The following is a 17,486-nucleotide window of genomic DNA, read 5'->3' as shown; positions in this document are numbered from 1 at the left end:
CGGTCACCGCCTCAGGATCAGCGGGCTCGGTCCCCCGTCGACGGTCCCGCCCCGATCACGAGCCGGTCCAGGTAGAGCAGTTGCAACGCCACGAACGCGGCCAGGAAGAGCAGCAGCATCGGCAGCGGCAGGACCTGGGCGACGAGCCCTCGCATGGCCTCCGGGTCGCCGAAGGACTCCGCGAGCCGCAGGAGGACCAGGTTCGTCGCCGGCGCGTGCCGGACGTCCGCGACGACCAGTTGCGGCCACAGCCAGCTCTGCGCGCCGACCAGCCAGCTCAGCAGCCCGGCGCCGGCCAGCATCGGCAGGGCGGGCAGGAGCATGGTCGACCCGAACCCGCCACCGGCCTCCCAGCGTTCCCGCTGGCCCCGGAAGAGCAGGGTGAACACCACGAGCGCGGGGATGCAGAGCCAGCCCGGCGGGATCAGCCCGACGAAGGTGCTGAGCTGGTCGGCCTCCCGGGCCCGGACGAAATGGGCGATGGCCAGCGGACCGTCGCCGACGAAGAGCCAGGGCGCGAACGGCAGCAGGAGCAGCTCACTGGCCCGGCCCAGTGGGCGCAGGCCGCCGATGCCGAAGCCGGCCAGGGCGGCGACGCCCACCCCGACCACCGCCGGGATCAGCGGCGGCAGCCAGGTGTTAACCTGGACCTGGCCGGTGGAGACGCCGGAGGGCAGGAGCGCCGCCCCGGCGGTGAGCGCCCGCAGCCACGGCGCCAGCACGTAGGCGAGCACGCCGAGGAACGCCAGCAGCCCCACCGCCAGCAGGCCGAGCGCGACCGGGTTGCGCGCACCGGCCGGGACGCCCGGGGGCATGCCCGCAGGTGTGCCGGTCGGAGCGCCCGCCGGAGCGCCCGTCGGGGTACCGGCCGGGCGGTCGCGCCACCCGGTGAAGGCGATCCTCGTCCGGGTGACCAGGAGCAGGACGACGGCGAGAATGCCGAGCACCGCCAGCAGGGCGAGCAGCAGCACGTTGCCCGCGGCGCCGACGCCGAACTGGAACCGGGCCACGCTCTCCCGGACGATCCGCACCAGGGGGGCGACCTGGTCTTCCCGCCCGCCGAGGACGGGCCACTGGAGGGACCAGGACTGCACGGTCACCGCGACGACGGCCAGCCCGAGCACGCCGCCGACGGCCAGGACCGCCGGGCCGGAGCGGCCGCCGCCGGGGCCACGGCGCAGCGCGGCGAGGAAGACGGTGGCACCGACCGCGACCACCAGCCCGGCCGTCAGCAGCGCCACGGCGCGTACGGCGGTCAGCGTGGGCGCCTGCGTCCAGGCGTCCCGGTCGGCCTCGAACCGGTCCATCGTCCACGCCACCCCCACGGCGAGCGGGGCGTAGGCGGCCAGCGGCAGGGCCAGCAGCGCCCGGGTCACCAGGCGGGGCACCCGGCCGGCATGCTGTGCGGCGAGCGCGAGCAGCGGGGCGACGAGCAGCGCGAGCAGCAGCGGCACGAGGGCGAGGAGCAGCGCGTGGCCCAGGTCGCCGAGGAACCCCCGCTCGATCACCTGCGCGTAGTTGTCGCCGCCGGCGGACTCGGTCGGCCCGCCCAGCCCGCTGCCCCGCCGGAAGCTCTCCGCCAGCGTGCTGACCGACGGGAGCACGTACGACCACAGCAGGGCGACGGCCGCCGGCACGAGCAACACCAGCCCGGTGACCACCTGGGCCGTCCGGCCGATCCCGACGCCCCCGGACGGCGCCGGGCCGGACGGGGCCGGGAGGGGCGGCGCCGGGTGGGCCCTGGGGTCGGGCACTGACGTCGGGTTGGCAGACACCGGCGGGATCCTCCGGTCGGCAGTGGAACGGGGAGCGACTCAGGTTAGGCCACCCGACCGGCACCGTGTCCAGGTGCGGATCTGCACAGTCACGGTGGCCGGCGGCGCGCGCCGCACAGCGTCCACCCCGGCGGGGGCAGCCGCTCAGCGCTCCAGGATCGCCGTCACGCCCTGGCCGCCGGCCGCGCAGATCGAGATCAGTCCCCGCCCGCTCCCCTTCTCGGCGAGCAGCTTCGCCAGGGTCGCCACGATCCGGCCGCCCGTCGCCGCGAACGGGTGCCCGGCGGCCAGCGAGGAGCCGTTGACGTTCAGCTTCTCCCGGTCGATCGCGCCGAGGGGGGCGTCCAGCCCGAGCCGGTCCTTGCAGAACTCGGGCGACTCCCAGGCGGCCAGGGTGGCCAGCACCTGCGAGGCGAACGCCTCGTGGATCTCGTAGTAGTCGAAGTCCTGGAGCGTCAGCCCGGCCCGGGCCAGCATCCGGGGCACCGCGTGCGCGGGGGCCATCAGCAGCCCCTCGTCGCCGTGCACGAAGTCGACGGCGGCGGTCTCCGACCAGGAGAACCAGGCCAGCACGGGCAGGTGGTGCTCGCTGGCCCACTCCTCGCTGGCCAGCAGCACCGTGGAGGCGCCGTCGGTCAGCGGCGAGGAGTTGCCGGCCGTCATCGTCGCCCGCTCGGCGTCCGGGCCCTTCGCGCCGAATACCGGCCGCAGCGACGCGAGCTTCTCCGGGCTGGTGTCCGCGCGCAGGTTCTGGTCACGGGTGAGCCCGAGGTAGGGCGTCAGCAGGTCGTCGAAGAACCCCCGGTCGTACGCGGCGGCGAGCCGCTGGTGCGAGCGCAGCGCCAGCTCGTCCTGCGCCTGCCGGTCGACCTGCCAGCGCAGCGCCGTGCGGGCGGCGTGCTCCCCCATCGACAGCCCGGTGCGCGGCTCGGCGTTGCGGGGGATCTCCGGCCGGAACGGCTGGGTGGGGCGCAGCCTCGCGGCGATCCTCAGCCGCTCGCCGAGGGTGCGGGCGCTGTTGAGCCTGAGCAGCGTGCGGCGCATGTCCTCGTTGACCGCGAGCGGGGCGTCGGAGGTGGTGTCCACGCCGCCGGCGATGCCGACGTCGATCTGCCCGAGGGCGATCTTGTTGGCGACCAGGATGGCGGCCTCCAGCCCGGTGCCGCAGGCCTGCTGGATGTCGTACGCGGGGGTGTGCGGGTCGAGCTTCGAGCCGAGCACCACCTCGCGGGTCAGGTTGAAGTCCTTGGCGTGCTTGAGCACCGCACCGGCGACCACCTCGCCGACCCGTTGGCCGGCCAGGCCGAACCGGGCGACCAGCCCGTCCAGCGCCGCGCCCAGCATGTCCGCGTTGGACGCGCTCGCGTACCGCGAGTTGGACCGGGCGAAGGGGATGCGGTTGCCGCCGATGACCGCCACCCGCCGGATGCTCTGCACGATCCCGCCTCCTCGAAGGGCTTGCCCTCAACCTACTCGCCAGTAGGCTACGCCTATGACCGACAGGTACGCGAGCTTCGTCCGATCGGGGGCCGGTCGCGCGCTGGTCAAGCGCCTCGGGCTGCCCGACCCGCCGCGACTGCGCCGGCACACCCCCGGCGACCCCCTCGCCCCCGGGCCCGTCCTGCTCGGTGCCGCGACCGGGGGTCGGCTCGCCGAGCAGGTCGGCAAGATCCTGACCGCCGCCGGGGTCGAGCTGCGCGACCCCGCCGCCGTGGAGCCCACCGAGCGCTTCGCCGCCCTGGTCCTCGACGCGACCGGCATCACCGACTCCACCGAGCTGCGCCAGCTGTACGACTTCTTCCACCCGCACGCCCGCTCGGTGCTGCCCAGCGGTCGGGTGGTCGTGCTCGGCACCCCGCCCGCCGAGGGCGGCTCGCCCCGGGAGGCCACCGCCCAGCGGGCCCTGGAGGGGCTGACCCGCAGCATCGGCAAGGAGTTCGGCCGGGGTGTCACCGCCCAGCTCGTGTACGTCACGAAGGAGCCCGACGCCGGCACGTCGACCGGCCTGGAGGTCACCCTCCGGTTCCTGCTCTCCGGCCGGTCCGCGTACGTCTCGGGGCAGGTGATCCGGGTCGGCGCCGGCAGGGCCGAGCCGCCGGCCGACTGGGACCGCCCGCTGGACGGGCAGGTCGTCCTGGTCACCGGGGCGGCGCGGGGCATCGGCGCGGCGCTGGCCCGGGTGCTGGCCCGCGACGGCGCGCGCGTCGTCGCGCTGGACATCCCGGCGGCCGGGGACGCGCTGGCGGCGGTCGCCAACGAGATCGGCGGGACGGCCGTCCAGCTCGACCTCACCGCTCCCGACGCCCCGGCCCGGCTCGCGGAGCACCTCGCCGGCCGGCACGGGCGGGTCGACGTGGTCGTGCACAACGCCGGCATCACCCGGGACAAGACCCTCGGCCGGATGGACGCCGACCGCTGGGACTCCGTGCTCGACGTCAACCTCTCCAGCCAGGAGCGGATCAACGACGTGCTGCTGGAGCGGGAGCTGATCCCGGCCGGCGGCCGGATCGTCTCCGTCTCCTCCATCGCCGGCATCGCCGGCAACCGGGGCCAGACCAACTACGCCACCAGCAAGGCGGGCGTGATCGGGCTGGTCGACTCGCTCGCCCCCGTCCTGCGCGAACGGCAGATCAGCGTGAACGCCGTCGCCCCCGGGTTCATCGAGACCCGGCTGACCGCGCGCATCCCGCTGATGCTGCGCGAGGCGGGCCGGCGGATGAACAGCATGTCCCAGGGCGGGCTGCCGGTGGACGTCGCCGAGACCATCGGCTGGCTGGCGTGGCCGGCCTCCGGCGCGGTCAGCGGCAACGTCGTCCGGGTCTGCGGCCAGAGCCTGCTGGGGGCGTGATGGCCGGGCGGAGGGAAGCGGCGGAAGGCCCGGCCGACGACCTGTCGGTGCACGAGCTGATCGACGGCCCCACGGAGCGGCTGTCGGAGGAGACGCTGGCCGCAGTCCGCCGGCCGGGGCCGGCCGAGAGCGACCTGAGCCTGGCGGAGACGCACGACCTCGCCGGGCACGCCTCCTCGGTCGAGGCGACGCAGGACCTGGCCGGGCACGCCGGGGCGGTCGCCCGGGAGCGCGTCGAGCTGGCCCGGATGCCGGCGGCCGGGGCGCTCTACCGGCGGGCGCTGCTCGGCGCGCTGCCCGGCCTCGGCGGGCGACCGGCGGCGGCCGACGCCCCGGCGGTCGAGCTGGCCATCGGCGGGATCGCCGTCGACCGGGCGCACCTGGCCGACTACGACCGGGTCTGCGGGTTCCGGCTGACCGACCGGCTGCCCGCCACGTTCCCGCACGTCATGGGCTTTCCGCTGGCCCTGCGCCTGATGACCGCGCCGGGGTTCCCGATCCCGCTGACCGGCGTGGTGCACGTGGGCAACCGGATCACCGTGCACCGCCCGGTCACGGCCGACGAGACCCTCGACTTCACCACGTACGCGGAGAACCCGCGCCCGCACGACCGGGGGCGGCAGGTCGACGTGGTGCTGGTCGGCTCGGTCGGCGGGGAGGAGGTCTGGCGCGGCGTCTCGACGTATCTCGGCCGGGAGCGCAGGCCCGGCGGTGACGCAGGGCGCGACCGGGGCGAGCGACCCCCGGCGCCGGCCGGCTCGGCCCACTGGCGGGTCGAGCCCCGCGTCGGTACGCACTACGCGCGGGTCTCCGGCGACCACAACCCGATCCACACCTGCCGACTGGGGGCCCGGCTGTTCGGCTTCCCCCGGCCCATCGCGCACGGAATGTGGAGCAAGGCGCGGTGCCTGGCGGCGCTGGAGAACCGGCTGCCGGACGCCTACACCGTCGAGGTGGCGTTCAAGCTGCCGGTGCCGCTGCCGAGCACGGTGAGCTTCGGCCTGTTGCCGGGCGGCGGGTTCGCCCTGCACGACCTGCGCGGTCGCCCGCACCTGGTGGGCCTCGTGCGCTGACCGCCCCTGCCAACCCCCGGCAGCGCGGCCGGGGGTTGGCAGGGGCGACCGTATGCGCTAGGTTGTTCTCACATCGAGATGTTCTCAAGATGAGAGGGACGCCGTGGACGAGCAGGACTTCCTGGCCGCGTACGACCCCCGGGCCTATCCGGCGGTCGCGGTCACCGTCGACGTGGTGGCGCTGACCATCCGCGGCGGCGTGCTCCACCTGCTGCTCATCCGGCGCGGCGAGCCGCCCTTCGCGGGGCACTGGGCACTGCCCGGCGGCTTCGTCCGCCCCGACGAGGACCTGACCGCCGGCGCCCGGCGGGAGCTGGCCGAGGAGACCGGGCTCGGCGGCGAGGGGCTGCGTCGCGTACACCTGGAGCAGTTGGCCAGCTACGGCGGCGTCGACCGTGACCCGCGGATGCGCGTCGTCTCGGTCGCCCACCTCGCGTTCGCGCCCGACCTGCCGGACGCGGCCGCCGGCACCGACGCCGACGAGGCGGCCTGGCTGCCGGTGACCGCCCTGAGCAGCCGGCAGCTCGCCTTCGACCACGACCGGATCATCGCCGACGGGCTGGAGCGGGCCCGGTCCAAGCTGGAATACACCCCGCTCGCCACCCGCTTCCTCGCCCCCGAGTTCACCATCAGCGAGCTGCGCGCCGTCTACGAGACGGTCTGGGGGCACCCGCTGCACGCCGGCAACTTCCACCGCAAGGTGCTCTCGGTGCCGGGCTTCGTGGAGAGCACCGGCGCCAGCACCGAGCGCGGCGGGGCCCGGGGCGGCCCCCGCGCCAAGCTCTACCGGGCCGGCGACGCCCGGCTGCTGCACCCGGCGCTGCTGCGCCCCGCGCGGGAGGAGACGGTGCGGTGAGGACCGCCGAGGCGATCCGCCTGGTCGCGGCAGCCCGCACCGACGCCGACCTGTTCGGCGCCGACGAGCCGGCCCGGCGCTACCGCGAGCTGGTCGCGGCCCTGCACCCCGACCGCGTGCCCGCCGATTCGGCCGTACGCGCCGAGGCCACCGACGCGTTCGTCCGGGTCACCACCCGCTGGCGGGCCCGGCGGGTCACCGTCCTCGGCGGCTACCGCCTCGGCGCGCCGGCGCACTCCGGCGACCTGGCCGACCTCTACGACGTCGGGGCGGACAGGCTGCTCAAGCTGCCCCGGCGGCCTACCGACAACGACCTGATGGCGCGGGAGGCGCACGCCCTGCGCGCCCTCGCCGAACGCGGCGACCCGCGCTACCTGCCCTACGTGCCCCGGCTGGTGGAGGAGTTCCGGCACCGGGACCCCGACACCGGCGCCGAGCGGCGGGTCACCGTGCTCGCCACCGCGCCCGGCATGCACGACCTCACCGAGGTGCGGCGCGCGTACCCGGACGGGCTGGACGCCCGGGACGCGGCCTGGATGTGGCGGCGGTTGCTGGTCGCGCTCGGCCTGGCCCACCGGGCGGGCGTGGTGCACGGGGCGGTGCTGCCGCCGCACGTGCTGATCGAGCCCGACGGGCACGGCGTGGTGCTGGTGGACTGGTGCTTCTCCGTCGTCGGCGGCGGCGCCGTCCCGGCGCTCGTGCCCGGCCACGAGGACTGGTATCCGGCCGAGGTCGTCGCGAAGCGCCCGTGCGGGCCGGGCACCGACATCGCGATGGCCACCCGCTGCATGACCTGGCTGATGGGCCCGCGCGCGCCGCGCGAGCTGCTCGCCTTCGCCCAGGGCTGCCTGCGGCCCGCCCTGAACGCCCGGCCCGGCGACGCCTGGCGTCTGCTCCGCGAACTCGACGAGGTGCTGGACCGGCTCTACGGGCCGCGCACCTTCCGACCCTTCACCCTGAACCCCTGAGGAGGCTGCCATGGGCAGTGGAATCTGGTCCACCGACGTGTACGACGCCGCCGACCGCTACCGCCGGGCCACCGGCAAGAGCGCGTTCTCCTACAGCGACAGCGGGGCGCGCACGGTGCACGCCGCGCTCGACCCCCGCGACGCGACGCGGGAGAGCCGCGACTCCGCCGAGCACCCGCAGTCGACCGCCATCGCCGTGCTGTTCGACGTGACCGGCTCGATGGGTCACGTGCCCCGTACGCTCCAGGCCAAGCTGCCGCAACTGCTCGGGCTGCTCCAGCGGCAGGGCTACGCCCGCGACCCGCAGATCATGTTCGGCGCGATCGGCGACGCCACCTGCGACCGGGTGCCGTTGCAGGTCGGGCAGTTCGAGTCCGACAACCGGATGGACGACGACCTCGGCCGGATCGTGCTGGAGGGTGGCGGCGGCGGGCAGATGACGGAGTCGTACGAGCTGGCCATGTACTTCATGGCCCGACACACGGTCACCGACTGCTGGGAGAAGCGCGGCCGCCGCGGCTACCTGTTCATCATCGGCGACGAGCTGGCGTACCCCCGGGTGAAGGCCCGGGAGGTGGCCCGCCTGATCGGCGACGACCTGGCCGAGGACGTGCCGCTGCGGCAGGTCGTCAACGAGGTGACCCGCCGGTGGGACACCTACTACCTGCTACCCGCCGGCAGCCACTACTCCGGCAACGCCAAGGTGCTCGACTTCTGGCGCGACCTGCTCGGGCAGAACGCCGTCGTGCTGGACGACCTCGACGCGGTCTGCGAGACCATCGCGCTCACCATCGGGCTCGGCGAGCAGGCCATCGACCTGGACGAGGGCCTGCGCGACCTCGACCGGGCCGGTTCGGGCGCCACCGGGACGGTGTCGAAGGCGCTGGCCCGGCTCGGCCGGGGGCGGCGCGCCGAGGTGTCGGCGCTGCCGGCCTTCCGGGACACCGACGGCGGGGTCACCCGGCTGTGAGACACGTGACGGTGGTCGACCTCGGCTACGGCGACGCCGGCAAGGGCACGGTCGTGGACTGGCTCTGCGCCACCCGGCCCGTGCACACCGTGGTCCGCTTCAACGGGGGCGCGCAGGCGGCGCACAACGTGGTGCTGCGCGACGGGCGGCACCACACCTTCGCCCAGTTCGGCGCGGGCACCTTCCACCCCGGGGTGCGTACGCACCTGTCCCGGCACGTGGTGGTGGACCCGCTGGCGCTGGCCGCCGAGGCCGACCACCTCGCCTCGGTCGGGGTGCCCGACGCGCTCGACCGGCTGACCGTGGACGGGGAGGCGCTGCTCGCCACCCCGTACCACCGGGCCGCCAACCGGGCCCGGGAGATCGCCCGGGGAGCCGACCGGCACGGCTCCTGCGGGCTGGGGGTGGGCGAGGCCGTCGCGTACGGTCTCGCCCACCCCGACGAGGCGCCCCGGGTGGCCGACTGCGGCACCCCGGCGCTGCTGCGCCGCCGGCTGACCGCCCTGCGGGACCGGCTGACCGCCGAACTGGGGCCGCTGGACGCGCCGCCCGTCGAGGACTGCCTGCCCGCGTTCACCGGGTTCGCCGGCCGGGTGGCGATCGTGGACCGGGGCTGGCTCGCCGGGGCGCTGCGCGCCGGGACGTGCGTCTTCGAGGGCGCGCAGGGGGTGCTGCTTGACGAGTGGCACGGCTTCCACCCGTACACGACGTGGAGCACCACCACGTTCGCCAACGCCGACAGCCTGCTCGCCGAGGCGGGCCAGGCGGGCACGGCGACCCGGCTCGGGGTGCTGCGCGTGACCACCACCCGGCACGGGCCGGGGCCGTTGGTGACCGAGGACCCCACCCTGCCGCTGACCGACCCGCACAACCCGACGAACCCGTGGCAGGGCCGGTTCCGGTTCGGCCACTTCGACGCGGTCGCCCACCGGTACGCCCTCGCCGCGGCCGGGGGCGTCGACGGCCTGGCGTTGACCCACCTCGACCTCGCCGGCCCCGGGCTGCGGATCTGCCGCCGCTACGACGCCACCGACCGGCTCACCCCGGGACCGCCCGGCGACCTGGACCGGCAGGCCGCGCTCACCGCCCGCCTGCTGCGCTCCCGCCCGGTGTACGACGACCCGCCCGTCGACTGGCCGTCGGCGGTGGCTCGGGAACTGGCCGCCCCGGTGGTGCTCACCTCGCACGGCCCCACCGCCGGGGACAAGGTCCCGCACGGCCCGCTGCTCGCCCCACCGACCCTGGTCGCCACCGCCTGACGCGGTGATCGCGGCCGGCGGCGGGTGAGCGTGCCGCCGCTCGCGGATCTTGAACGCGTCGTCGAGCAGGGGTGATCCGGCGACTCGGCCACCCGGCGCATCGTGCCCGGCCAGCATGGGGGCATGGAGTCCGCGCTCGACCTGCTCCGGCAGCTGGTCAGCTCCCCGTGGGTGTACCTGCTGCTGTTCGGGCTCACCGCGGTCGACGCGTTCTTCCCGGCGGTGCCCGGCGAGACCGCCGTGATCACCGCCGCCGTGCTCGCCACCGACGGCAGCCCCAACCTGGTGGCGGTGATCGTCGCCGCCGCGCTGGGCGCCTGCGTCGGCGACCACATCTCGTACGCCATCGGGCGCGGCGGCGGCGCGCACCGGCTCGCCCGGTTTCCCGAGGACAGCCGGCGGCGGGCCAGCTCGGAGTGGGCCCGCCGGGCGGTGCACCGGCGCGGCGGGCTGATCCTCACCACCGCCCGGTACATCCCCGGCGGTCGCACGGCGGTGACCCTCACCATGGGCGCGGTCCGCTACCCGCTCCGCTCGTTCCTGCTGTTCGACTCGATCGCGGCGGTGGGCTGGGCGCTCTACTCCGGCCTGCTCGGCTACTTCGGCGGGCTGGCCTTCGAACGCGACCCGGTCAGAGGCATCCTGGCCGCGGTGGGCATGTCGGTGGCGGTCACGCTGGTGCTGGAGTCCGTCCGCTGGCTTCGCCACCGCGCCCACCGCCGCACCCCCCACTGACCCGTCCCACCGGGCACCGGGACGACCGGACGCCGTGGCGGGGCCGTCAGAGGAGGTCGGCGTCGTGGACCAGGATCGCGAGCTGCACCCGGTTGGCGAGCTGGAGCTTCGCGAGGGCCCTGCTCACGTGCGTCTTGACCGTCGCCTCGCTCATCGTCAGTCGGCGGGCGATGTCGGCGTTGCCCAACCCCCGGCCCACCTCCCGGACGATCTCCAACTCCCGGTCCGTGAGGTGGCCCAGCCGCTGCCGTGCGGCGTCCCGCCGGGCCGGGCCGCGCTCGGCGAAGGAGTCGATCAGCCGCCGGGTGACCGTCGGGGCCAGCATGGCGTTTCCGGCGGCCACGGTCCGCACGGCGGCGGCGAGTTCCCGGGGCGGCGTGTCCTTCAGCAGGAAGCCGACCGCGCCCGCCCGCAGCGCCCGGTGCACGTACTCGTCTCGGTCGAAGGTGGTCAGCATGACGACCTTCGCCCCGGTGGCGACCACCTGCGGGGCGGCGGTCAGCCCGTCGGTGCCCGGCATCCGGACGTCCAGCAGCACCACGTCGGGACGCAACCGGCGGGTCTCGGCCAGGGCCGCCGCGCCGTCGGCCGCCTCGCCGACCACGGTGAGGTCGGGTGCCGCCTCCAGGATCAGCCGCAGCCCGGCACGGACCAACTGCTCGTCGTCGGCCACCAGGACGCGGATCATGTCGCCTCCTCCACCGGGATCAACGCCCGGACCAGGAAGCCGCCGCCGCGGGGGCCGACCTCCAGCCGCCCACCCAGCAGTTCCACCCGCTCCCGGAGGCCGATCAGCCCGAGTCCCGCACCCGGCAGGGCCGTACCGCCCGCCGGCCGATCGTCCGCACCCGGCCGGGCTGGGCCGCCCGCCAGCGGGCCGGTACGGACGCTGATCTCCAACCCGCCCGGCAGGTACCGCAGCCGGACGGTGGTGTCCGCGCCCGGCGCGTGTTTGCGGACGTTCGTCAGCGCCTCCTGGACCACCCGGTACACGGTCCGGCCGACGGTCGCGGAAACGGGCCGGGGCGTCCCCTCGTCGTGCCGGTCGACCCGCAGCCCGGCGGCGCGGGACTCCCGGACCAGGTCGTCGACGCCGGCCAGCCCGGCGGTGCCGATGGTGGCCGGCTCGCCGGCGGGCGCGGGCTGGCGCAGCACGCCGAGCACCTCCCGCAAATCGGTGAGAGCCTGCCGTCCGGTGGACCGGATCAGGGTCGCGGTGTCGACGGTCGCCGGATCGGTGGCGGTGACCTCCAGCGCGCCGGCGTGCACCACCATCAGCGACACCCGGTGCGCCACCACGTCGTGCATCTCCCGGGCGATCCGGGCCCGCTCCTCGGCCCGGACGCGCTCCGCCCGCGCCTCCTGCTCGCGCTCCAGCCGCTCGGCCCGGTCCCGCAGGGCGGCCAGGGTGTCCCGGCGGGCCCGGACCCAGAGCCCGACGACCAGCGGGAACAGCACCGTCCACGCGAACATCGCCAGCGCGTTGGCGGGCGTGGCGGTGGTCAGCCGCCGCTCGCCACCCACCACGACGCCGATCACCACGCCCGCCACCGCGACCAGGGCGGCACCGGCGAGGAAGCCGGCGAGCCGCCGCCGGTCCCGCAGCCGGAATCCCGCCTGCCAGGAGGCGACGGCCACCGCCGGCCAGGCCGCCAGGAGCAGCCACGTGACGGCGGCCGTCACGAACAGCGGCCAGCGCCGTACGCGTACCGTCGCGGCGGCCCAGCCCGCGAGGACGGCGACGGCGAGGACCAGCACCCGGGGCAGCGGCGAGCGCACCCCGAGCGAGCCGGTCGCCGCCCCCCAGACCCCCGCCGCGACGACGACGGCGAGCAGCACGGGGGCGTACCGCTCGACGGTGCGCCGGAGCGCGACGGCTCGGGAGGTCACGCCCCGAGCCTAGGCCGGGCGGAGGTCGTTGCCGCCCACCCGCCTCCGGTGTGCGCGCGGCCCGTGCCGCTCAGGCACCCGGCGACCGGTGCAGGTTGATCAACTGGGCGAGGTGCCGGCCGGCCGTCAGCAGCGGCCGGTCGCTGCGGGAGACCTGGGCCGCGAGTTCGGCGCCTTCGAGGGTGGAGATCACAGTGTGGGCCAGGTCCTGCGCGTCGTCCTCGGCGATCCCGGCGCGGCGGAGCTTGTCCGCGACCAGCCCCCGCCAGTGCGCGAAGGCCTCCGCGGCGGCCTGCTGGATGTCCGGCGCCCGGCTGGCCGTCCCGAGGGCGGTGGAGGTGACCGGGCATCCGTCCGTCCAGTCGGAGTCGCGCAGGGCCTCGGCGAGGGCACGGGCGCAGGAGATCACCGCCTCGGCCGGGTCCGCCGCCTGGTCGAGGATCGCCCGGAGCAGGTCGGCGAACTCCTGGTCGCCGTGACGGATGGCGGCCACGGCCAACTCCTGCTTCCCACCGGGGAAGAAGTGGTAGACCGACCCGAGCGTCGCCCCGGCCTCCACCGAGATCTGCTTGACCCCGGTGCCGTCGTAGCCCTGGCGCTGCATCAGCCGGGAGGCGACCCGCACGATCCGGTCCCGAGTGCCGAGGCCGGCGTCCGCCGTCGGGGCCTGCCGTGTGGGTGTCCTCATGCGGTCAGCCTACCGGATAGAACGTTCGTTCCAGTCCGTGCTAGCGTCCCGCTCTAGATAGAGCGTTCGTTCTAGAGGAGGATCATCATGACCGACCGCGCGGTGACCGTCATGGGTCTCGGACCCATGGGCCGGGCGATGGTGGACGCGTTCCTGGCCGAGGGGTACGAGGTCACGGTCTGGAACCGGACCGCGGCCAAGGCCGACGAGCTGGTGAGCAGAGGCGCGCGCCGGGCGGCGACCGTGGGCGAGGCCCTGGCCGCCAGCGAACTGGTCGTCCTCAGCCTCACCGACTACGACGCGATGTACGCGATCCTGGGCCCGGCCACGGCCGAGCTCTCCGGTCGGGTGATCGCCAACCTCAGCTCGGACACCCCTGAGCGGGCCCGAGAGGCGGCGGAGTGGCTCGCCGGGCACGGTGCACGGCAGCTGACCGGCGGCGTGCAGGTGCCACCGTCCGGCATCGGGAACCCCGGGTCCGCCACGTACTACAGCGGCCCACGGGACGTGTTCGAGGCGCACCGGCAGACGCTGGAGGTGCTGACGCGTGCCGACTACCGGGGCGAGGACCCAGGGCTGGCGGCGCTGTACTACCAGCTCGAGATGAACATGTTCTGGACCGTCATGGTGAGCTGGCTGCACACGCTCGCGGTGGCCCGCACCCACGGCATCACCGCGACGGAGTTCCTGCCCGCCGCTCTGAAGACCGCCAACGTGGCCCCGTTCCTGGAGTTCTACGCGCCCCGCATCGACGCGGGCGACCACCAGGGGGACATGGACAGGCTGGCGATGGGAGTGGCCAGCGTCGGGCACGTCCTGCACACCGTGCGGGCGGCCGGCGTCGACACCACGCTGCCGGCCGCCGTGCTCGACGTCTTCCGGCGAGGCATGGCGGACGGCCGCGCCGACCAGAGTCTCACCAGCCTCGTCGAGGTGTTCGCCTCCGGCGCCGCCGTGGCCGACGTCGACGCACGACCCTGACGCCGGTCCGCGCCCGACCCTGAAGGCCGGTCGTGTCCGACCCGGATCCCTCTCCGGGTCGGGCACGACTTAAGTAGCAGGCACCGGGTGACCACCGGACGATGGCGGGGCCGTCGGGCGGCACCAGCATCGAGATCATGGATTCGGTGCTCGACCTGCTCCACCAGACGATGTCCTCGCCCTGGGTCTACCTGGCGCTCTTCGCGATCGCGGTGATCGACGGCTTCTTCCCGGCGGTGCCCAGCGAGACGGCGGTGATCACCGCCGGCGTGTTCGCGGCGACCGGGCAACCCGACCTGGTGGCGGTGATCGCGGTCGCGGCGGCCGGCGCGCTGGTCGGCGACCACGTGTCGTACGCCATCGGCCGGCACGGCGGCGGACGCCTCCTCGCCCGCCTGCCTGACGGCGGCCGACGACGGGCCGCCTACGAGTGGGCGCGGCGAGGGATCGCCGTGCGGGGCGGGCTGATCCTCACCGTCGCCCGGTACGTCCCCGGTGGCCGGACCGCCGTCACGATGACCATGGGGGCGACGCGCTTCCCCCGGCGGCGCTTCCTCGCCTTCGACGCGCTCGCCGCCGGCTCGTGGGGGGTCTACTCGGCGCTGGTCGGTTACCTCGGCGGACTCGCCTTCGAGCAGGACCCGATCCGCGGGCTGCTGCTCGGGCTCGGTCTCGCGCTGACGGTGACCCTGCTGGTGGAGGTGACCCGCTGGCTCCTGGGCCGTCGCCGGGCGGCCGTCGGCGCGCCCGCCCGGGAGCCGGCGGAGCTGCGACGGTAACCCACCGGCGGCCTTGGCTGCCGATGCCGGCCGGCCCTCGGCTTCATCGCCGACGGCCGGGCGTCGTCGGCGGCAGCCGGGTGTCGTCGGCGGCGGCGGCCGGACCTCGGCGTCGTCGGCGGCGGCCGGGCGTCTTCGGCGGCGGCGAGCTGCAGCACCGGCCGGGCATGGGACCGTGCGCGGGCGGCGGGCCCGTCGGTCTCCCCGGGCGGGAGGTCAGGCGGTGGGCGGCCGCCAGGTGGCGCCGCGCAGGAGTTGGCCGGCACCGAGCCACGCGACGTTCATCATCCGCGTCGCGGTCTTCTCCGGGTCCGCCTCCGGGTGGTCGGCGAGCCAGTCGGCCAGCGACTCGGTCGCCCCCACCAGGGCGTACGCGACGACCTCCAGGTCGGTCTCGCCCGCCTCGCGCCCCTCGGCGCGCAGCGCGTGGTCGAGCATCCCGGCGACCACCTCGACCAGCCGGGCGCGCATGCCCGCCAGCTCGCCGGCGAACGGCTGCTCGCCCCGCGCCTGCCGGTAGAGCACCGCCCAGCCGTCCCGGTGCGCCCCGACGAAACCGAAGAACGCCCGCAGCCCGCGCCAGAGCCGCTCGTCGGCCGACAGCTCCGGGGCGGCGGCCCCGGCGATGGCCTGCATCATCCGGACGCCCTCCCGGTGCAGGCAGGCGACGAAGAGCTCCTCCTTGGTGCCGAGGTACGCGTAGACCATCGGTTTGGAGATGCCGGCGTCCTCGGCGATCTCGTCCATGCTGGCCGCGTGGAACCCCCGGCGGGAGAACACTTTCACGGCCGCGTCGAGCATCTGCTGCTCGCGTACGGCACGCGGAAGACGCTTGAAGGTGGGTGGCGTGGACACCCTTGCGAGCATACCTACTCGTGCGTAGGGTTACGCACGAGTAGCCAACACCCGGAAGGTGCAGACCCATGACTGACTTCGACCCGGCCAACTTCGCGAACGTCGGCCCCAAGGAGTTCGCCCAGCTGGTCAAGTCCACCCCGGACGACAAGATCGCCGAGGTCATGTCCGGCGACCTGCGCGGCAAGATCCTGGGCGAGGTCTTCGGCCGGATGCCGCAGCTCTTCCGCGCCGACCGGGCGGGCTCGACCAACGCGGTCATCCACTGGAACATCACCGGCCGCCCCGACGGTGGCACCGACACCTACGAGGTCGTCATCGCCGACGGCGCGTGCACGGTCAACGAGACCGCACAGCACGACCCGAAGCTGAGCCTCACCATGGGCCCGGTCGAGTTCCTGAAGATCGTCTCCGGTGGGGCCAACCCCGTCATGATGTTCATGACCGGCAAGCTCAAGGCCAAGGGTGACCTGGGCCTGGCCGCCAACATCGCCAACCTGTTCGACATCCCCAAGGCCTGACATGGCCGAGTTCTCGCTCGACCTGAACGAGGAACAGCGGGATCTGCGCGACTGGGTGCACGGCTTCGCCGCCGAGGTCGTGCGCCCGGCCGCGGCCGAGTGGGACGCCCGGGAGGAGACTCCCTGGCCGATCATCCAGGAGGCGGCGAAGGTCGGCCTGTACGGCTTCGAGTTCCTCGCCACCTGCTGGGCCGACCCCACCGGCCTCTCCCTCCCGATCGCCAGCGAGGAACTCTTCTGGGGTGACGCCGGCATCGGGCTGGGCATCTTCGGCACCTCCCTCGCGGTGGCCGCCATCTACGGCACCGGCACCCCGGACCAGATGGTGGAGTGGGTGCCGCAGTGCTTCGGCACCGTCGACGAGCCCGCCGTCGCCGCGTTCTGCACCACCGAGCCCGAGGCCGGCTCCGACGTCGGCGCGATGCGCACCCGGGCGGTCTACGACGAGGCCACCGACGAGTGGGTGCTGAGCGGGCAGAAGGCGTACGCCACCAACGGCGGGATCGCCGGGGTGCACGTCGTCACCGCCTCGGTCGACCCGACGCTCGGTTCCCGGGGGCAGGCGGCGTTCGTCGTACCGCCGGGCACCGCCGGGCTGGCCGCGACCCGCAAGCTGCGCAAGCTGGGCCTGCGCGCGTCGCACACCGCCGACGTCTTCCTCGACGACGTACGCGTGCCGGGGCGCTGCCTGCTCGGCGGCCGCGACGCGCTGCGCGAACGGCTCGACCGGGCCCGCTCCGGCCGGCGCGCCTCCGGCCAGGCGGCGATGCGCACCTTAGAGCTGTCCCGGCCCACGGTCGGCGCGCAGGCGCTGGGCGTGGCCCGGGCCGCCTACGAGTACGCGCTGGACTACGCGAAGGACCGGGTCCAGTTCGGCCGGCCCATCATCGAGAACCAGGCGGTCGCGTTCGCGCTGGCCGACATGAGGACGGAGATCGACGCGGCCCGGCTACTGGTCTGGCGGGCCTCCTGGATGGGCCGCAACAACCGGCCCTTCACGGCGGGCGAGGGCTCGATGTCCAAGCTCAAGGCCGGCGAGGTGGCCGTCTCCGTCACCGAGAAGGCCGTGCAACTGCTCGGCGGAGCCGGGTTCCTGCGGGACCACCCGGTCGAGCGCTGGTACCGGGACGCCAAGATCTACACCATCTTCGAGGGCACCTCGGAGATCCAGCGCCTGGTCATCTCCCGGGCCGTCTCCGGCGTCCAGATCCGCTGATTCGAGGACCCTCCGCGCCCGGGCGACGCGGGCGGCGCTGGGCGTGCAGCACCGCCCGCGGCCTCTAGGCTG

The 17,486-nt window shown here is 74.9% G+C and carries 17 protein-coding genes; 11 read left to right on the top strand and 6 right to left on the bottom strand.

What is annotated here, in order from left to right; all coding sequences use genetic code 11:
• Positions 1-17 precede the first annotated feature (17 nt).
• Together ACZ6Q9_RS11595 and ACZ6Q9_RS11590 are read right to left on the bottom strand one after the other, a co-directional pair.
• On the bottom strand, positions 18-1,775 hold the full coding sequence (locus ACZ6Q9_RS11595) for a sugar ABC transporter permease (RefSeq protein ID WP_393459028.1): 1,758 nt from the start codon (positions 1,773-1,775) through the stop codon (positions 18-20).
• 144 nt (positions 1,776-1,919) lie between these two features.
• Positions 1,920-3,212 (bottom strand): acetyl-CoA C-acetyltransferase, encoded by a 1,293-nt coding sequence (locus ACZ6Q9_RS11590; RefSeq protein ID WP_396828720.1) that lies wholly within the window; start codon positions 3,210-3,212, stop codon positions 1,920-1,922.
• Between the two features lie 55 nt (positions 3,213-3,267).
• On the opposite strand from ACZ6Q9_RS11590, the gene ACZ6Q9_RS11585 reads away from it, so the two are divergent.
• The 7 genes from ACZ6Q9_RS11585 to ACZ6Q9_RS11555 all read left to right on the top strand — a co-directional run bounded on the left by ACZ6Q9_RS11585 (position 3,268) and on the right by ACZ6Q9_RS11555 (position 10,484).
• Complete coding sequence (locus ACZ6Q9_RS11585) at positions 3,268-4,623, top strand: 3-oxoacyl-ACP reductase (RefSeq protein ID WP_396828722.1); 1,356 nt, start codon at positions 3,268-3,270, stop codon at positions 4,621-4,623.
• Positions 4,623-5,696 (top strand): MaoC/PaaZ C-terminal domain-containing protein, encoded by a 1,074-nt coding sequence (locus ACZ6Q9_RS11580; RefSeq protein WP_396828724.1) that lies wholly within the window; start codon positions 4,623-4,625, stop codon positions 5,694-5,696. Before ACZ6Q9_RS11585 ends, ACZ6Q9_RS11580 begins: the two co-directional genes overlap by 1 nt.
• 103 nt (positions 5,697-5,799) lie before the next feature.
• Positions 5,800-6,552 carry an NUDIX hydrolase gene (locus ACZ6Q9_RS11575; RefSeq protein WP_396828726.1) on the top strand — a complete coding sequence of 251 codons (753 nt, stop codon included), beginning with the start codon at positions 5,800-5,802 and terminating at the stop codon, positions 6,550-6,552.
• A complete protein-coding gene (locus ACZ6Q9_RS11570; RefSeq protein WP_393459017.1) occupies positions 6,549-7,520 on the top strand; it encodes an RIO2 family protein in 972 nt (323 codons plus the stop codon). Before ACZ6Q9_RS11575 ends, ACZ6Q9_RS11570 begins: the two co-directional genes overlap by 4 nt.
• A gap of 10 nt (positions 7,521-7,530) precedes the next feature.
• Positions 7,531-8,490: a hypothetical protein gene (locus ACZ6Q9_RS11565; protein WP_393459014.1), complete on the top strand. Its 960-nt coding sequence runs from the start codon at positions 7,531-7,533 to the stop codon at positions 8,488-8,490.
• On the top strand, positions 8,487-9,749 hold the full coding sequence (locus ACZ6Q9_RS11560) for an adenylosuccinate synthetase (RefSeq protein WP_393459011.1): 1,263 nt from the start codon (positions 8,487-8,489) through the stop codon (positions 9,747-9,749). The genes ACZ6Q9_RS11565 and ACZ6Q9_RS11560 overlap by 4 nt, the downstream gene beginning before the upstream one ends.
• Before the next feature lie 123 nt (positions 9,750-9,872).
• A complete protein-coding gene (locus ACZ6Q9_RS11555) occupies positions 9,873-10,484 on the top strand; it encodes a DedA family protein (RefSeq protein ID WP_393259832.1) in 612 nt (203 codons plus the stop codon).
• Positions 10,485-10,530: 46 nt separating this feature from the next.
• Here ACZ6Q9_RS11555 and ACZ6Q9_RS11550 read toward each other — a convergent pair whose 3' ends face one another.
• From ACZ6Q9_RS11550 to ACZ6Q9_RS11540, 3 genes are all read right to left on the bottom strand, one after another.
• Positions 10,531-11,172, bottom strand: a complete 642-nt coding sequence (locus ACZ6Q9_RS11550; protein ID WP_393259830.1) for a response regulator — start codon at positions 11,170-11,172, stop codon at positions 10,531-10,533.
• Positions 11,169-12,374: a sensor histidine kinase gene (locus ACZ6Q9_RS11545; protein WP_396828729.1), complete on the bottom strand. Its 1,206-nt coding sequence runs from the start codon at positions 12,372-12,374 to the stop codon at positions 11,169-11,171. The genes ACZ6Q9_RS11550 and ACZ6Q9_RS11545 overlap by 4 nt, the downstream gene beginning before the upstream one ends.
• 70 nt (positions 12,375-12,444) lie before the next feature.
• Positions 12,445-13,062: a TetR/AcrR family transcriptional regulator gene (locus ACZ6Q9_RS11540; protein WP_393459002.1), complete on the bottom strand. Its 618-nt coding sequence runs from the start codon at positions 13,060-13,062 to the stop codon at positions 12,445-12,447.
• A gap of 87 nt (positions 13,063-13,149) precedes the next feature.
• Between ACZ6Q9_RS11540 and ACZ6Q9_RS11535 the strand changes: the two genes are divergently transcribed.
• Together ACZ6Q9_RS11535 and ACZ6Q9_RS11530 are read left to right on the top strand one after the other, a co-directional pair.
• A complete protein-coding gene (locus ACZ6Q9_RS11535) occupies positions 13,150-14,043 on the top strand; it encodes an NAD(P)-dependent oxidoreductase (protein WP_396828731.1) in 894 nt (297 codons plus the stop codon).
• A 137-nt stretch (positions 14,044-14,180) separates the two neighbouring features.
• Positions 14,181-14,822 carry a DedA family protein gene (locus ACZ6Q9_RS11530; RefSeq protein WP_393260659.1) on the top strand — a complete coding sequence of 214 codons (642 nt, stop codon included), beginning with the start codon at positions 14,181-14,183 and terminating at the stop codon, positions 14,820-14,822.
• 216 nt (positions 14,823-15,038) lie between these two features.
• Here the strand turns inward: ACZ6Q9_RS11530 and ACZ6Q9_RS11525 are convergent, their stop codons facing one another.
• Positions 15,039-15,677: a TetR/AcrR family transcriptional regulator gene (locus ACZ6Q9_RS11525; RefSeq protein ID WP_396828733.1), complete on the bottom strand. Its 639-nt coding sequence runs from the start codon at positions 15,675-15,677 to the stop codon at positions 15,039-15,041.
• A 68-nt stretch (positions 15,678-15,745) separates the two neighbouring features.
• Here ACZ6Q9_RS11525 and ACZ6Q9_RS11520 point away from each other — a divergent pair, with 68 nt between their 5' ends.
• Together ACZ6Q9_RS11520 and ACZ6Q9_RS11515 are read left to right on the top strand one after the other, a co-directional pair.
• Positions 15,746-16,198, top strand: coding sequence for an SCP2 sterol-binding domain-containing protein (locus tag ACZ6Q9_RS11520; protein WP_357449789.1), 453 nt, complete (start codon positions 15,746-15,748; stop codon positions 16,196-16,198).
• Position 16,199: 1 nt separating this feature from the next.
• On the top strand, positions 16,200-17,414 hold the full coding sequence (locus ACZ6Q9_RS11515) for an acyl-CoA dehydrogenase family protein (RefSeq protein WP_396828735.1): 1,215 nt from the start codon (positions 16,200-16,202) through the stop codon (positions 17,412-17,414).
• The last annotated feature ends 72 nt before the right edge of the window (positions 17,415-17,486 follow it).

Source organism: Micromonospora sp. NPDC049139, assembly GCF_055586845.1.
Note: the sequence above shows the minus strand (reverse complement) of the source record. Positions and strands in the feature narration are given on the sequence as shown.